The 17,615-nt window shown below is 48.7% G+C and carries 7 protein-coding genes, 1 tRNA gene and 2 rRNA genes; 1 reads left to right on the forward strand and 9 read right to left on the reverse strand.

Annotation, left to right across the window (positions count from 1 at the left end):
- The first annotated feature begins 77 nt into the window (after positions 1 to 77).
- A complete protein-coding gene (locus H6786_02995) occupies positions 78 to 1,238 on the forward strand; it encodes a glycosyltransferase (GenBank protein MCB9816341.1) in 1,161 nt (386 codons plus the stop codon).
- Here H6786_02995 and rodA read toward each other — a convergent pair.
- The 9 genes from rodA to H6786_03040 form a co-directional block, all read right to left on the reverse strand.
- Complete coding sequence (gene rodA, locus H6786_03000) at positions 1,211 to 2,329, reverse strand: rod shape-determining protein RodA (GenBank protein MCB9816342.1); 1,119 nt, start codon at positions 2,327 to 2,329, stop codon at positions 1,211 to 1,213. The two genes, H6786_02995 and rodA, sit on opposite strands and share 28 nt — an antisense overlap.
- Before the next feature lie 45 nt (positions 2,330 to 2,374).
- The gene (locus H6786_03005; GenBank protein ID MCB9816343.1) at positions 2,375 to 3,763 is read right to left on the reverse strand and encodes a VWA domain-containing protein; all 1,389 of its coding nucleotides are present in this window, start codon (positions 3,761 to 3,763) and stop codon (positions 2,375 to 2,377) included.
- A 90-nt stretch (positions 3,764 to 3,853) separates the two neighbouring features.
- Positions 3,854 to 8,302: a hypothetical protein gene (locus H6786_03010; GenBank protein ID MCB9816344.1), complete on the reverse strand. Its 4,449-nt coding sequence runs from the start codon at positions 8,300 to 8,302 to the stop codon at positions 3,854 to 3,856.
- A 144-nt stretch (positions 8,303 to 8,446) separates the two neighbouring features.
- Positions 8,447 to 12,094 carry a hypothetical protein gene (locus H6786_03015; protein MCB9816345.1) on the reverse strand — a complete coding sequence of 1,216 codons (3,648 nt, stop codon included), beginning with the start codon at positions 12,092 to 12,094 and terminating at the stop codon, positions 8,447 to 8,449.
- 146 nt (positions 12,095 to 12,240) lie between these two features.
- Positions 12,241 to 12,348: ribosomal RNA gene (gene rrf / locus H6786_03020) — 5S ribosomal RNA — on the reverse strand.
- Positions 12,349 to 12,427: 79 nt separating this feature from the next.
- Positions 12,428 to 12,560: transfer RNA gene (locus H6786_03025), tRNA-His, on the reverse strand.
- Positions 12,561 to 12,654: 94 nt separating this feature from the next.
- A 23S ribosomal RNA gene (locus H6786_03030) occupies positions 12,655 to 15,894 on the reverse strand.
- A gap of 530 nt (positions 15,895 to 16,424) precedes the next feature.
- Positions 16,425 to 17,060: a hypothetical protein gene (locus tag H6786_03035; protein ID MCB9816346.1), complete on the reverse strand. Its 636-nt coding sequence runs from the start codon at positions 17,058 to 17,060 to the stop codon at positions 16,425 to 16,427.
- Positions 17,061 to 17,192: 132 nt separating this feature from the next.
- Entirely contained in the window at positions 17,193 to 17,474 is a 282-nt protein-coding gene (locus H6786_03040) for a hypothetical protein (protein MCB9816347.1), read from the reverse strand.
- Positions 17,475 to 17,615 lie beyond the last annotated feature (141 nt).

Here is a 17,615-nt window from a genome sequence, read left to right on the forward strand (position 1 = left end):
AAGTTTGCTGGAATAGCAATACTTTTCAAACACTGGACTCTACAACCCCAAAACCGTATGCTTGGTTATATCTCTTTATGGAAAATCAGAAAAAACTGAATATCCTCTACCTCATCACCAAAAGTAACTATGGTGGTGCACAAAAATATGTCTTGGAGCTGGCGGTAGCAGCAAAAGAAGCTGGTCATACGGTGCAAGTGGCGTGTGGCGGCACCGGCGAAGCCGGTGCCGCCACTGGCAAGCTGGTCGATAAGCTCACCGAGGCTCAGATCAAAACCCACCCGATCAAACACTTTATGCGAAACATGTCACTTGGTCGAGACCTCCTCGCTTTCTTTGAAGTCTGGCGACTGCTACGCAAAGTCAAACCAGATGTGCTGCATGTCACTAGTTCAAAAGCTGGCGGTATCGGTGCGCTCGCTGGACGTCTCGCGTTCACGAAACGGATCATTTTCACCTCACACGGGCTCACCGTCGATGAAACTTGGCGACCACGCTGGCAGCGGATTTTGATATACGCAGGCACATGGATCACACTGCGTCTCGCCCACCACAGCATTATGATCTCAACCGAAACCTACAAACGAGCACGTGCTATGCCTGGCATGACTGACCGCGTTTCACTCATCAAGAACGGAATTGGATCGATCGAGTTTTTGGAGCGGAAGGCGGCGCGAGCGAAGCTCGCGCCGCACGTTCCCTCTGAAGCAACTTGGATCGGCGGCATTGGTGAACTCCATCCAAACAAAAATTGGTCTGCAGCGATCGAAGCAATGACATCCCTACCCCCACACACACAGCTACTCATCATTCATGACGGTGAAGAAAGAGAACGACTAGAGACACTGATCCTTACCCATGAACTGGAAGACCGAGTACACCTCATTGGCTACGTAGACAATGCACCAAAATATCTATTGGCCTTTGATGTGTTTCTCTTGCCCTCTGTAAAAGAAGGACTTCCGTATGTCCTACTTGAAGCTGGACTGGCAGGACTGCCAATTGTCGCAAGCAACCTTCCTGGCAACCAAGACATCATTGACACCGGCCACACCGGTCTACTGGTTGAACCGACGCCACAGCTACTCGGAACTGCGCTTGGTATGCTGGTCAGAGATGAAAGTATGCGAAACCGTATGGGCACTGCGCTCCAAGAAACCATACAAAAGACCTTTTCACTTGAGCGTATGTGCAGAGAAACCTTTGCAACCTACTCGGTCAACAACTCCCGCGGCTGATACTTCGCTGTTGCGTAACGCCGCATACCCATCACCATCCCCACTGCCAAAAACTCCGTCATGAGATGCGATCCACCATAACTTAAGAACGGGATCGTGGTACCTGTCACTGGCAACAGTCCAATATTCATACCAATATGCACAAAAAAGTGTGCCACAAACAAGATACATACTCCAGCCGCAAACAGGCGCTCGAAGTTCGCCGCACCACGCACAGCGCTACGTAACAATCGCCACACCACCAACGCAAACAGAATAAATAAAAGTATCACCCCCAATAGACCCCACTCTTCAGCAAATGCAGCAAAGATGAAGTCTGTCTCATACTCTGGCAAAAACAACAACTTCGACTGTGTTCCGTACCCGATTCCTTTTCCAAATAGCTCTCCGGAACCAATCGCGACGGTCGATTGATACGCGTTGTATCCAGCACCCTGAATATCAGACAGCGGATCAAGGAAGGTCATAATGCGCTCTTTTTGATAGTCAAAAAACACAAATTGCCACATGAGTCCGAGCACTACCGATCCCAACGTAAACACAGTTAGCAAATGTCGTAGTTTGATACCAGACACCAAAACCATGCCTAGCCACACAAAAAATAGGATGATTGCTGAGCCGAAGTCTGGCTGAATGAACACGAGTCCAAAAACCCCAATTGCGTATATTCCCGAGACAATAATATGACGAAAGTCACCGATCAATTCGTGCCGTTTCGCAAAGTACTTTGCCAGCACAATTATCAAAATTAGCTTAGCCGGATCTGAAGGTTGGAGCGAGAAGAATCCAAAGTCGAATCGACTTTGGGCTCCGAGGGTGATCTCACCAATCACTAACACCAAGAGCAGCATTGCCACCGTTGCGACATATAAGAAAAAAGCGATGTTACCGGTGCGCAGAAAACGATAGTCCGGAATCATAGCCAGAAACATTACGAGTACCGCCAGGCCGATCCAGAGAAGCTGTCGATCAAAAAAAGCGTTATCGCCGACGTGAGAGTACATGGTGACCAACCCCATACAGGTCAAGCCAAGGACGCTCAAAAAAAGTGTGAGGTCAAAACCAGAAAAGAATACCCGCAACTGTCCCATAGCTGCTATTGTACGATACTTAGCATGATCGTTGTCTTGCGAAAGTTACCGAAGTGGCGCGAAGTTGGCCTTCGTCTTTGCAATTACATCGATCTTAGTTGGTCCGAGCTCACAGAGCGCCGAGGTGATCTCTTCATAGATACGCGCGAGATCAGCCCCGGTCGGAGCAAAATAAGCATTCTCAGGAGCCGTCGCGATCGCTTGAATAAAGGAACGATCAACCCCTTCACCAAGCCCGATAGCGTAGATCTCGATACCAGTCTCATCAAGTTGCTTTGCGGCAGTAATTGCCGCTGTCACGATCTCTTCATCTCCTTCTGCGGTTGGCAGACCGTCTGTCAGTAGCACCAAGACACGACGAGCGTTTTCATTATGCTGTGCTGAGTTAAGGACAGCATCTACTAACGAGAACGCGGCTGGTGTGTTGGTAAAGCCAGTTTCTTCAGCCGCATCAATTTTTAGGCCTCGTACCAACTCAGCTACATTCTGTTGTGTGCGAGAAAGTCCAGAAACTATCTGCGCTTCTGTCGCAAAGGTTACCACCGCCACCTGGTCGTTCTCCTGCAGCGAGGAAACAAACTGTTCTGCGGCCGCAAGTGCTGCCGAGATCGGCTGTGGCGGATCGCCCCCGTCGTTATTCATACTACCTGACAGGTCGATGCCGAGCGCAACATCAGTTGGGATGACACAACTACGCACCGTCTTCGCGATCGGATTAGGCCAGGTAAACACTAGATCCTGCGTCGACCTGGCTGGGATGAGTTCCGCAAGTGTTTGAGATGCAGCAACTGGTTCTCCTCCTTCATTGAAGATAGTCGCCACCACCTCAACTGCGTTTGCATCTGTTAGTGCTGTGTTTTCGATCTCGACATCAAGTCGTGGTCTCGTATCTGCTCGGATGAGTTCAATCTCTTGGGACCGGAATTGATCACGACCCACTGACGCAGGGATCCACATATCCGCTTGTTGCAAGACCAATCTTGTTTCGGTCACCGGCGCTGCCCCATCAGTCTGTATCCTTCCTTCAAAGATCGGGTAGACACTGTTTGGTGGCAAAATAGTACTACCTGACCGAGTCGCAACCAACGTATTACCATTGTATAACTCAAAGGTATAAGGCAACTCTGGTGTTGCTGCTACCTGGTTTTGATTATCAACATAGGCAACAACGTTGTACTGACCCTCGACGATCTCGAAACTCTTTGCCCAGACCAACCGTGGCGGAAGCACGTCTGCTGTACAAATACGCACACAAGAACCACCACAGTCGATTCCTCGTTCATCGCCACTCTGTTTTCCGTCAAAGCAGCTTGTTGGTTCGTAATACACCGTAAAGTACACCAACGCAAAAACGAGTACCCAAAACAAACCAAAACCAGTACCGTACTGAATACGGCGGCCAATTGCCCACGGGCGCATAGTTCTACGACTCATGATGTCTCTATTGTATCAGGTAACCCGCCCCATCAGCAGCTGTACTCACAAAGAAAACACGAGACCTGTAGGACTCGTGTTTTCTTGTCTTTAGGTCTCCTCAACTCGACCTGGCGTCTCAACTGTAACCTGAGTGCTTCCCTTCGCTCCAGTCGTCGATTCGACACAATCGAGTGTATACGTACTCTTTGCAGTGATCGGACCAGTCACAAGTGACCCGGTTGGACCGGACACACTCGGATCAAAATTATGTGTCGCGATCTGAGGTCCGTACAGCGAACAGGATATTGGGTATGATACTTTTGTGTCCCAGTGGATCGTTGCTTGATCACCACTTTTCACAAAGTCTTCGATGGTCAGGGTCATCGGTAATAGTGGTGCAGCGAGCTCGTTCGTGATCGTTACAATATTATCCGTCTCATCTCCCTCTTCGATCTTATCAGTGCTATCGACATGCACAATGACTCGATACGGTCCAAACGGCACATCAATGGCAAGTAACTCATTTTGAGCTGGAGTATCACCAGTAGCAAGACCAGCAAAACTCGGATTCACTGTTGCATCAATGGTTCCATCATTCCCAAAATCTACATCAAGTTGGTTGATGAACGGACCAGCTGAACCTTCACCATCATTACGAACCACATAAGCAAGAGTAAGCGCGTGATAGGTACCAGTAGTAACATCAAACGCAGCTGATGGTGTCACACTACCGACGATAGGAAGCAAGTTTGGTGGCGTCATCGCACGAATTTGTACAGTTGCTGGTGCTGAGGTGCCGCCTGGTCCAGTACAGACGATCGTATAGGTCTGATCTGCGGTAATGTTGCTGATCATCTCACTACCAAGTGGTACAGCCTTACTTCCTGCCCAGTCACCACTGGCGGTACATTCAGTTACCGATCCAGTAGTTGTCCAATCTAACGTGACATTCCCATGATATGGCACATCGATCGGCACAGTTGAACCATTAACAGTCAACGATACAGTTGGGGTTACATACACTGTGTAATCGAGATATGTCTGAGATCCTTCATACTGCACCGTAATACGTTCAGTCTCGGTTCCTGGAGCACCATTATCTCCGGTAACCTCCCAAAATGCACTGGCAGCATTTTGTAGTACATCAATTGCATCAGGACTATTGGAATCAGTCATTGATGTTGCAGGGTCAAGTGTGATATCAGGGTCCGAACAATCATGATTGTCACCAAAATGAACCGTTAGATTTTCGACTTGTCCATTCATCAAATTTCTTGCCGCGATACTACCCGGACCTACTGCGATCGGCAGGTTTGTGTAGATATCACAAACCGACACCAGACTTGAGTTTTCATCTGGATTGACCGTGATCGTTCGCGATGGACAATTAGTCGACCAAGCACCGGCCGTATCCTTTACTTTGTAGTACACAGTGTATACACCCGGAGTCAGTGCAGCCGTATCAAAACTTGAATCGCTGCCTGGTCCGTCACTATGCCACAAAGTTCCAGTTTCACACGAGGCGATTCCATTACCGACACGCCATTCGTGCTGCGCTATTCCGTTTACCGCATCATAGCCCATACCCTCAAAATGCACACTCGCCCCATCTGAAACCGTCACTGCACCTGCCGGTTGCAGGATGAACGCCATCGGTGGCTCATTTAGAGGAGCATCACAAGTACCAGCAACTGCATTCCATGTGTATGCGTCCTGACAACTAAATTCACATTTCGCTGTTGTATTTACAGCTGAATACACTTTTTGAGTATCAACCACAAGATCCAGCTGATCACTAACATACAAGACTGCATGCAGTGGGGTTATCCCGAGACATTGCGCTGTAGTGGCAGGAATACATCTCGCTCCATCCCACTCTTCGTCAGCCGCACATAAAGTCACCGAAACAGACCGCCAACCTGAAGTCAACGCACCATCATCCTGTGCTAAAACTTGAAAGGTCTTCACGCCACCGGTCAGCCACGCATGACTAGTTGGCAAATGCGTATCACTAGGAATATATCCAACACCTGGCAGCCACTCATCGACCACAGCGTCCATGTTCCAATCAATGCCATATCGAATCAGATCACCCGGGTCAGACGCAACGATCGTAAAGCGCTGCTGATCACCACTTAAATTACTATTACCACTATCTGGAGTAACCACTGGCACACTTGGCGCCGCGTTTGCTTCAACGCCAGCAGTTCGTACGGTATACACGATGGTTGTGGCAGGAATTGGATGCTGGTACGGCGTCCAACTATGACCACTGTCACCAAGAAGTAAACCAGAAATGGTTCCGGTATATCCAGTCAAGCTGACACCAGCTGGTTGTTCACTCATCGGAGTATTGTCCCAAGAGGTACGACAGATACCATCGATCCATTCATACTCATAGAAAAACTGCCCATAGGTTGCATCAAAGTGAAATTCTGCAGTGACTGTTCCGGGTGACGTGATGCGATACACATTCCCGCCTTCTGGCGATAGTCCAGCAGTGGAACCACTGAGATCAAGACTCATTTCTTCGGGATGAACCGACAGCGGCACGTATATGCCATACATGCCAGATACTAAACTTGCGCTACCGAGAAAGTACACCGGACTACAATCGCCGATCTGCGTTTGAGCCAGGTTCACCACTGCCTTCTCTCCCCCATCAGGCCACGCCGCATCAGTTTGCCATACACCATACGGTGTATCCATCGCGTATCCCGTTCCATGCCAGGCTATCTCTCCACGAGCCGGTTCAAATCGTAAACGAGTACCGACCGGAACAGTACTATTATCAACCACCAATACACCCGTATCATGATCGTATACTGACGCCTCGTAAGTCACATTGACGTTTGGGTCCTCTAAACCTGGCACCCAGTTCAGAGTGCTCCCAAACTGAGTTGTCTGTCTATAGAACAGCACACCATTGTACATACTGCTCACCACATCGCTTTTTCCAGCCGCAAGCACTGCCGTACCAGTCCACAGATAGCTGGCGGCAAAGAAGAATGCAACGAACCACAGAAAGTGCGGCATACTACCGGTACCTGAGGTGTGCCGTTCATCGTCTTCATCAGCTTCAATGTGATTGAACTTCCTTCGCTGCAGTATAAGGAAAAGTACAATGCCTACCGCCACTAAAACCAACAGTACTACAAAGATGCTTGCAATACTGATACCGCCATCTTCAGACAGAGTCGTGGCAGATGGGGCCATGCAATTCCCGAGTGTTTTACAGTCATAGCGGACTGTTACCTCCTCTATCACCTCCCCTCCTTGCTTTAAAGTTGCAGAAAGTGTGAACGTGTCATACGCCTGCTTTGGAGTAAATATATCCGCAACAGCCATCATACTACCGGTGACATCTCCCTCATACTCATACTGATAAAATGGCATGTTGTTCGCACCGATCAATGTCAGGGTAAGTGTTACATCTTCAATTGTCGCTACCGTACCCGCTCCGTGTACACACGAGAACAAAACGGTTTCTTCTCCGGGTAGTAATGGAAATTCAGTGACACTTGGAAAATTGATCCGTGGTACAGCTACGTTTTCACGCACAAATCGAACATTTATGACACTTTTAGTATCAATATATTTTGCTTCGGCGACCACCAAATACACTGCACTGCTATTATCTGTGACCGTATGAGCAAGTTGTTGCGTGCTGTCAGTCGGAATGGTCACCATTTGTGTTTCTTGATGAACGATATTCTCTGACCGCTGTTGATCCCACGCATAGGTGGTCCACGTCACTGGAATAGTCACTTCCTGACCCGTACTATTCTCAAGCATCGCCTTTACCACGATCGGTGATGATTGATCAACTTGCTTCGGTGCAGCAGTAAACTGATACGGTTCATTCGCTACCACCACCTCGTCCTTTTTAAATCCAACGTACCCCCCGATCTCACCAGCCACCGCGAATGTTACTGAATTCCCGCCAACGTCATCGGTAAATGGCAGACCAAGTAAATTGAATCGCTTAGCACTTGAGAAGTAAAATACTGCTCGGTACTCTCCCGTCGCCAAACCAACCGGCACATTCCAGGTGAATGATGCTGGTACCGTTGCTTCAGCTGGAAGATCGATATCTTCTAGCACAAACCGCTGCTCTACCACATCATACCCATTGAGCGGTCGCTCTCCAGATCTTGGTATCCGGAACACTTTCATGTAGACCGCGCCATCTATGATCGGATATGGATTCTCATTTTGGATCGTGCCATGAAACGTCAGCGGAGCCCCATTTACGGTACTGCCCACTTGTGGAGAGAGGTCCACCTGCACCGAACCAAACGTGTAGTGATCAAAACAGGATACTGCACCATCTGGCAAGCCTACGATTGGACCAGCAAACAAACCAGGACCACCTGACGCAATGTATTCATCGGCTACGGTCTGTTCAGCCTCTGAGAGACGTTCGTAATCTTCGACCGTCTCGATCTCAGTGACAAAATCAGGTGGCGCACTTCCCTGTTGCGCAAAGGACTGACTTGGCAAAAAAACCAAGACAAACAGGAACACTCCCATCCAATTTTTACCGATCGTATTCATATCTTATAGTTACTAACTGTAATATCATCATGATAGCAAGGAAACTAGTGTGTAGTGCTCTGATTTGTAAACACGTGTAGACAGTTGCTTGCTCACAAAAACGCACCTGTTTGGGTGCGTTTTTGTGAGCAAATAATCTTTCGATTAAGTTTCTTGGATGATTCCGGTTGTCTCAACGATCGCTGTGTCCTGGTAAACTGCGCCAGTAGTTGGCTCGGTGCAAGTTAATATGAATTCTGATTTTGCAATGACCGGACCGGTCGGAAGCTCACCAGTTGGGTTGATCGGGTTGCTCGGATCAAACGAATAGGTGGTAATGCCCGGACCAGCAACCTCACAGTCCATCGGGAACACTGCGTGTGTATTCCAATCAAGCTTTGCAGGCAAACCAGCTTTAACTGTTTTTGGATTTATGTTCAATTCGATCCCCGGATTTGGGACTGGCACAACTGTATTTCGATACACTATATTATCTGATTCGCCTGCAACACCTTCATCCACTTCATAATCTGAATCAACGGTGATCTTGACACTGTGCGTTCCAAATGGAACATCGGTTGCCATGATCTCATTGAATGAACCTGTGTCTCCACCCCCACCTGACAATCCCGCAAATCCACCGAATGGACGCACCAATATATCATCAATAACCCCATCGTCACCAAAGTCTAACTCGAACTTCAACACGAAGTGACCTGCATCAGATTCGCCCTCATTTACGATACTGTAGCTGATAGAGAGATTGTCATACGTTCCTGTGACGGGATTGAAGGTAGCAGACGGTGTAAGGGCACTTACGCTAGGCACAAGATTAGGCTTTGTATTCACATTCACCACAACTGATTCAGTGATACTTGACCCATCATCACCAACACAATCTAGCGTGAATGTTGTGTCAACCAAAACCACCTCAGTATCATCTCCACTTGGAGACACTGGAACTCCCCAGCTTCCAATACAACTATCTACGTCAGTTGATGACCACTCCAAGTACACGCTATCACCCTCGGTAACAGTGATCGGACCATTCGAACCATCCGCGGTAAGTCCTAACGTCGGTGGTGGCGCCACCGGACCCGGGCCAGCTGCAGGATCAATGCAATTTGCACCATCGTAAACAAGATATGGTTCACACTCAGCTTCAACCACAACATAGTCTAGAGTGTTGCCTAGCAACCATGGACCAGTGGTCCCCCCACGGACACTCACTGTATTATCACCATGTGGCAAAGCACAATTTTTACTCAAGTTTGTATTCATTTGATCACAGATTGTCGTGATCCCAGTATCAGCGTTTCGAACCGCTACAAACGGCCACAAAGCATTAGTTGTCCAAGTAAAGAGACTGTTACACGCACTCTCACCTTCACCAATAAAACAACCAGCGCCATTGATGTTACCCCATGCAGCTGGCACTGGTGCACTTACCGTGATCGTCCTACTACACTGGACAATTCCTGAGGAATACACCACTCGCAATACATAGTTTGTTGTTGATGGAGGGGTCACTGAATACGCATTGTGCTGGAGCGGAACCGCAACGCCATTGATAGTAGCCGAGACCGCACTTCCACCTGTAACGTCCCACAATAATGTGGTTGACTGTCCGGTCGTAATCGTCGCGTCTGAAGTATTGAGTGTACAAGCTGGCAACGCTACTGGCGGCGGAGGTGGCACTGAAACATCCTCACACTCACCATTGACAGCATTCCATACAGTACCAGCTACACAACTACCCGTTACCGCCACCGATGCAAGCACTGTCGAGTTGTCACGTGCTACAACCACGTTAGTACCATGTCCGATCGGTCGCAGCACATTGGTCATTGGGTTCATGAGCGGACCGCCATATGACCCATTGGTAGTTGAGTTCAACACATTTGCAAAACTTGCATTTTGAATATTCCAAGAGAACGTACCATTACAAGTGCCTTGATCAGCCTGAATAGTACAACCAGTACCGGTGATAGTAGCTGAAGGTGGCGCTATTACGTTAAAGTTAGTCGTGATTTGTCCACTGAAGTAAACTGGTGGCGGCAATGGATCCTCACAGTTGTACTGATATCCAACAGTACCTCTCAAGATCTTTGACTTCACGCCAGGAGTACTGTATCCAGCGATACTTCTTACCACCAGTGAATTCGGAACCGGTACAGCTCCCAAGTACCCTCCGCCTGCCGGTCCCCAGATAGTATCGTACGTGACCGTCTCGGCTCGTTGTGCCTGCACATATGGCGCAATACGATCACCACAGTCAGGTGCGTATGGAATGCTTTCACTAAAAGGGTTTGCTTGAGTTGTCACTGTAAGAGCCTCTCCCACATTGTACGTTCCTTTATTGAAACTGACAGTAAACGTCAGACCATTTGATAAAGTTAAGGTTGCTGCATTGGTACGCTCTACTCCCACACCAAGGAGAACACCTCCAGCTACGATAATCGCAAAAGCGATGCTCATTAGTTCAGACGAGCCAACAGTACCACCCTGGTCATCAGGATCGTTGTGATCACTTCGCTTACTTTTTCGAATTGATGCAATGATCAATGCTGCAATCGTCAAAACAGCAAACAACACTACAATGAGCAGTAAGATAGCTTGCCCGGACATTTTTGGAGTAGCCTTAGTCGCTTGAGTTTCCATCATGCCACTCACATCCGTAAATACTGGCGGCACATGACCAAACGAATCGGCCGCGAGTGTTTTCTCACCAGACCGAACCTGAACTCCTATCTGTGGATTTGCACAGGCTCCAGTGATCGGGACTGAGACTGTAGTTATGAACGCCTCTGCTCCGAGGTCAACAGCCTCTCCCGTTCCACACTGTGTTCCGGCTGTATCATAAATACTCACTGCAACAGACTGACTCTCCTCGACTGTTGGTCGCGCAAACCAGGTCACGGTCACCGCAGCAGTATCACCTGCAGCATAGCTACCAGCATCGAGTGTGACATTCTGTACTCGACCGAGTTCATCACCAATGGTAAATCGAAATGGAATATCTGCAACCACCGGATCACCAGCCTCATCAACCAACACAAGAACTGATTCATACGAACCTGACTCTGCAGTTGTTGGCAAAGGAACAGAAACATATCCTATCTCATTTGAACCAAGAGTTGCTGAACCGAGTACCGCCGCATCAACACCCTCCACAACCGGACCAAGCAGCGTACCCTTATGTGTTTCGAAGTCGGTATACACTGTCGTCGTAGCACCTGAGTTTACTACCGTACATCTGATCGCTACAGACTCCTCACCGGAAAGACGAGCGTCAGTGAGTGGTTCAAGCGTATCGCTGTCGCCCATGTACATCCCACAGTCTTGGACCACAACAGCACTACTTGTGCCTTCGAGCGTGACAACACCAGCCATATTGGTAGCCAGCAACAAACCACTTGTGTTCTCAGCCACCACCCAAACTTCGTACTCACCAGAGAGAAAACCTGGCGCAGTGTAGTCAATCGAAACTGGCAACGTCTCATCAGCTCCGAGCCCAACGAGTCGATCCGCATATGACTGAGTATCGATCAGATACCGCTCATCATCGATCACTTGATACAGTTTAACTCCATACACGATACCCGGCTGCACCCCTTCCGCATTGTATAGATTGAAGAAAATAGTCATTTCAGACCCATTTTGAGCCATTATTTGAGCATCATAGACTTCAGTGGTGGCGATAACGGTCATGTCCCCTGCCGGCTCGCCTGCAGACTGCGCTGACACAAACGTCGGCATGACCAGGAGCAACATCATCAAAAGACCGGTTCGGATTCTACTAAAAAATAACATATGGGTGGGTTTTAACTGCTTACAATATATGCACTATGATACCAAGCACTAGACAATAACAGACCAGACTTGTGAACAGTTTTGTACACCACAAATAATAAGAAAACCACCTTGCGGTGGTTTTCTCGTAGGAATTAAATGCTTTAAGTTGGCGCCTACCTACTCTTCCGCTTGCGCAGTACCATCGGTGGTAGAAGACTTTACTTCCGTGTTCGGAATGAGAACGGGTGTACCCCTTCCCCCAAAGCACCAACTTAAAAGATTCAATTCAGATCGTTGCTACGGTCGTGTGAAATGGCTCCCTGACCAAAGAACAAATGAGAGCCAGAGAAGTGGACGGGGTAAGAGGAATCGAACCCCCGACCCCTGGCTCCATGAGCCAGTGCTCTACCGGCGAATCACCAGCATTGCTTTGTCGAGCGGCGCCTCACAACAAAGCACCAGCGATTCTCTGAGCTATACCCCGAGAAAACCATTTCACACGATCGTATACGCATATTCAATTTTGGTAACTTCCTTCACTCAAATCTATACATGATGTACAGCGTTCCCTATGGGAAACCACGTCCAATTAGTACACCTCGGCTACATACATTACTGTACTTCCACCTAGTGCCTATCAACCCGATCATCTCTCGGGGGACTTAATGAATTCTAATCTTGGAGTCGGCTTCCCGCTTAGATGCTTTCAGCGGTTATCCGTTCCGAACATAGCTACTCGGCAGTGCCACTGGCGTGACAGCCGATAGACCAGAGGTTCGTTCATCCCGGTCCTCTCGTACTAGGGACAACTCTCCTCAAAATTCGACGCCTGCAGTAGATAGGAGACCAACCTGTCTCACGACGGTCTAAACCCAGCTCGCGTATCTTTTTAATTGGCGAACAGCCAAACCCTTGGGACCTGCTCCAGCCCCAGGATAAGATGAGCCGACATCGAGGTGCCGAACTGTGCCGTCGCTATGGACGCTTGGGCACAACTAGCCTGTTATCCCCAGGGTAACTTTTATCGGGTAATCTCCGGCGGCATCTAAAGCCAACCATCGGTTCACTATGCTCTACTTTCGTATCTGTTCGGAATCTACTCCTCACAGTCAAGCTGGTTTATGCCATTACACTATCGTCACGGTTTCCATTCGCGACTAACCAACCTTGAGACCCCTCCGTTACGATTTGGGAGGGTAGCGCCCCACTAAAACTGCCTGCCACACACTGTCTCGATGCGGTTTTGCCGCACCGGTTAGAGACTGCCAAAATCAAGATGGGTATTTCACTGACGACTCCACTATCCCCAAAAGGATAGCTTCAAAGTCTCCCCACTATACTACGCATGAACTCAACAGCCCCAATATGAAGCTACAGTAAAGCTCCTGGGGTCTTTTCGTCTAACTGCAGGTACCCGGCATCTTTACCGGGATTGTATTTTCACCGAGCAGGTCCTCGAGACAGTTTCCCAGTCGTTACGCCATTCGTGCACGTCGGAACTTACCCGACAAGGAAATACGCTCTTCTTTTCCTTACGTAGAACTAACCTACGCGTAATCACTGAAGGACTCTATCTTCACCCTTTCGATCAGATCGAGATGGGGTGTCTAGCATTTGGTCTCTGTGTGGCTAGATATGGACTATACAGATATTCCTATCTGCAAGGTAGCTATGGCTTGGGCTATTTAACAATGAAACCGAGGTTTCATATAATCGTTCCAGTCCGTACAGTGCACGAATAAATCACACACTGTACCTTAGAACGATTATAGTTATCGCTGACATTTACCGGGGCTTATACAGCCCAGCATAACAACTAAAAGTCATTACACCATCCGTACTTAACCTTCCGGCATAGGTCAGGCGTCACCCTCTATACATCCACTTTCGTGTTAGCAGAGAGCTGTGTTTTTGTTAAACAGTCGCCAGGAAATCTTTCGCTGCGGCCCTCCCCCCGAAGGGATTGGGCAGGCCTTATCCCGAAGTTACGGCCGCTTTTTTGCCGAGTTCCTTGAGGACCTCTCACTCGTTCGCCTTAGTCTTCTCGACTCTACCACCTGTGTCGGTTTGCGGTACGGAACCACTATGCTTAACCCAAACGAAGTTTTTCTCGGAAGCGTGCTCCTCTCATTTGCTTGGCCGTAGCCGCACATTCAGACCCTACTCGGACTATAGATCCCGGATTTGCCTAAGATCCATCCTCGTAGTTCCAGCACCAATCCAATAAGATGCTTTGAGTACAACGCTCCGTCCCTCCATAGGAACATAGCAGTGTGCAGGAATATTAACCTGCTCTCCATCGGGTCCCCCGTTCGGGATTCCCTTAGGACCGACTAACCCTTCGCTGATCACCATCGCAAAGGAAACCTTGGTATTTCGGCGGGCAGGGTTCTCACCTGCCTTGCGGTTACTTGTGCCGGCATTCTCACTCCACCTCGCTCCACCGCGGCTCCCGCCTTGGATTCATCGCAGAGATGGACGCTCTCCTACCACTTACACTGTCCGAAGACAGTGCAAATCCGCAGTTTCGGTATCATACTTGAGCCCCGATCATTTTCGGCGCAAGGACTCTCGACCAGTGAGCTGTTACGCTTTCTTTAAAGGATGGCTGCTTCTAAGCCAACCTCCTGGCTGTTGAGGAATCCTCACCTCCTCAAGATGCACTGAGTATGAATTTAGGGACCTTAACTGGCGATCTGGGCTGTTCCCCTTTTGACCAATGGAGCTTCGCCCCCATAGTCTAACTGCCGCACTTAACTAACTGGCATTCGGAGTTTGATAAGAAAAGCGAGATTTCTCCCTGTCTTTTCTTTCCAGTGCTCTACCTCCAGCAGAAACATGCGACGCCAACCCAAAAGCTGTTTCGGAGAGAACCAGCTATTACGGAATTCGATAAGCTTTTCACTCCTTACCACAAGTCATCCGATGGTTTTGTACGGCCAACCGGTTCGGGCCTCCACGACCTATTACAGTCGCTTCACCCTGCTCATGGCAAGCTCATCCCGCTTCGGGTCGTACCCCTACCCCATATTCGCGCTATTCACGCTCGCTTTCACTGTGCCTCCGTGGGATTGCCACTTAGACAAGGGATAAAGGTACACTCGCCGGCTCATTCTTCAATAGGCACGCCGTCGCCCCGCAGGGCTTCGACTCCTTGTAGATGTATGGTTTCAGATCTATTTCACTCCCCTCTCCGGGGTTCTTTTCACCTTTCCCTCACGGTACTAGTTCACTATCGGTCTCCAAGAATATTTAGCCTTACCAGTTAGTGCTGGTAGCTTCACCCGAGCTATTCATGTCTCGGGCTACTCAGGAACAGAGTCAAAAGAGGCTGGTACATTTCGAATACAGGACTATTACCTTCTGGGGTCGTTCTTTCCAAAACGTTTTCCTATATACCAACTTGGTAACTCTTCGCAACTAAATGCAAACTCTGCCCTACAACCCCATACATATAAATATGTATGGTTTGGGCTGTTCCCCTTTCGCTCGCCGCTACTCCGGGAATCGCAAGAAACTTCTTCCTGAACATAATGGAGCAATGCACCATCGTTCAGGAATTGCTCCCTGAACTAGATGCAGAGCATCTGTTCAGAAAGAAATTTCCGTATATTGCTTTCTATTCCTACAGGTACTGAGATGTTTCACTTCCCTGCGTACGCCCCCTCATACAAGGGTCACTGCCGATGACAGCGGGGTTTCCCCATTCGGACATTTCCGGATCAAAGGTTATTTGGCACCTCCCCGAAACTTATCGCAGCCATATCACGTCCTTCATCGCTTCTTGAAACCTAGGCATCCACCATACACCCTTCGTTCCCATAGGGAACGCTATACACCGCTGTATAGATTTTGAGTGATGTCCGCGTTCTCACGCGGACGATGTTTTTGTCTATCGGGGACGAAAAGACCCGAGCGGTTGCTCTGTTGTCTTAACCCGATAGACGGTTACCTGCTCTGCATGAAAGGCTTGCGACTTTCATGCAGAACTTGCCTACCGGGCGTCGATTCCACGGTAGGACTTTTCGAAGACAGATCTTATCAATCTGTCTTCTTGAATATGCGATTGTCAACGATCGCGTACCCCCTTGAATTTTGGAAGAAAAAAGCCGCGGTAGTCGCGGCAAGAAAATCACGAGTGACTTGCTTGCTACGACGTGGCGTTTTCTCCAAACTTCATAAATACGTGACCGCTATCTTATACGAATTAAAAATAAAGTCAAGCATCTACTCTGGATATTTTGATGGATTTATCCTCTGCTCTATCAACAGTGTTTTCCACAAGCTACAACGGCCGGAAAATCGAAGATTTTCCGGCCGTCAATGCGCAAAAATCGCAAAGAATACACTACATCCGTTGCGACATCACTTCGTCTTTCACACCGATCTTGTCGACCAGTACCTGATGTGAGTAATCAAAGAAATCGCGGGTGAGCTTGTCGTACATACCAACACGATACATAAGATCCTCTGAAGACATCGCCGCAAATCGGATCTCGATTCCCACCTCTGCCTCAAGTGAACGGATCGCTTTCTCTACTTTTGCTTGTGAAAATTTCTTCATCGCGATAAGTACATCAAGGCGCTGTTCAAAATCGCGCACGAAGACACCGCTCACACCAACAAAATCAAGTACGCCTGCCTGACGCAAATGCTTGAGGAGGTTCTTGCCATCGATCGGCGCCGTCTCAAAGAGGAAGGTCTGCAACGCCTGCAGCTCTGGAAAATCTTTGTTGAGCATATACCCAATTGCCTTCATCTTTTTACTCTTCCCTTCTACATCGATGTACACGCTCTTCTGCTTGATCACTCCAGCTTTCTCCAGCGAGTTCATTTCAGTTCGTGCTGTGCGACGTACGAGCTTGGCACGACGACTGATGTCGTCAAAGGTAAATTCTTTCGAGGGATTAAATAAGAAAAAGCGGAGGAGTTTTACGCGAGCTGTGCTGCCAAACAGGATTGAAAGTGGATCTCGTGCTGCCATACTGGAAGTTGGTGTGGCGATTATAGCACAGCTTCTTTGTAGACAGTGTGGAGAGAAAATGTCGTAACCAATCGTAACATCCAGGCACAAAAAAGGTCGGCCTAGACCGACCTTTTGCGCGATACTCGCGCATCATTTGAGCAGGTTACACTCCCAGCTGTTGCCATGGCCAGTCGTGAACTTGACCTGGCCCGGTGCCGTGCGTGTCACCATGTAGGAACCGCCATCGAACTTCATACCCTCAGACACCTGAGCATGATCACCGCCGGTGTAGTACCAGCTATTGACCTTGGCAGTGCCACTCGTAACGCGGCAAGCCCAATCGCCCGGCTTGAGCGTCTTCTCCTTGCAGCCTGCGGCCATTGCGATCAAACCGATCGCTCCTACAGAAATAATGAGCTTACGCAGCTTCATTGTCTTTCTCCTGATGAAATGAGCCGCGACCGGCTCGTTGAACTGACAGCAACTGCTGCCCTGATGTACGAACTGGTTGCTAGATTACAAAACTGTTGTGTAATTGTCAACTAGAAGCGAACCTACTTAAGTCTTAATGTC

The organism is Candidatus Nomurabacteria bacterium (genome assembly GCA_020632075.1).
In the GTDB taxonomy this organism is placed as follows: domain Bacteria; phylum Patescibacteriota; class Minisyncoccia; order Phycocordibacterales; family UBA918; genus OLB19.

What these genes read in the sequence shown, in the direction of transcription:
- H6786_02995 (MCB9816341.1), top strand. Translation starts at nt 78, where the DNA reads ATGGAAAATCAGAAAAAACTGAATATCCTCTACCTCATCACCAAAAGT.
- rodA (MCB9816342.1), bottom strand. Translation starts at nt 2,329, where the DNA reads ATGGGACAGTTGCGGGTATTCTTTTCTGGTTTTGACCTCACACTTTTT.
- H6786_03005 (MCB9816343.1), bottom strand. Translation starts at nt 3,763, where the DNA reads ATGAGTCGTAGAACTATGCGCCCGTGGGCAATTGGCCGCCGTATTCAG.
- H6786_03010 (MCB9816344.1), bottom strand. Translation starts at nt 8,302, where the DNA reads ATGAATACGATCGGTAAAAATTGGATGGGAGTGTTCCTGTTTGTCTTG.
- H6786_03015 (MCB9816345.1), bottom strand. Translation starts at nt 12,094, where the DNA reads ATGTTATTTTTTAGTAGAATCCGAACCGGTCTTTTGATGATGTTGCTC.
- H6786_03035 (MCB9816346.1), bottom strand. Translation starts at nt 17,060, where the DNA reads ATGGCAGCACGAGATCCACTTTCAATCCTGTTTGGCAGCACAGCTCGC.
- H6786_03040 (MCB9816347.1), bottom strand. Translation starts at nt 17,474, where the DNA reads ATGAAGCTGCGTAAGCTCATTATTTCTGTAGGAGCGATCGGTTTGATC.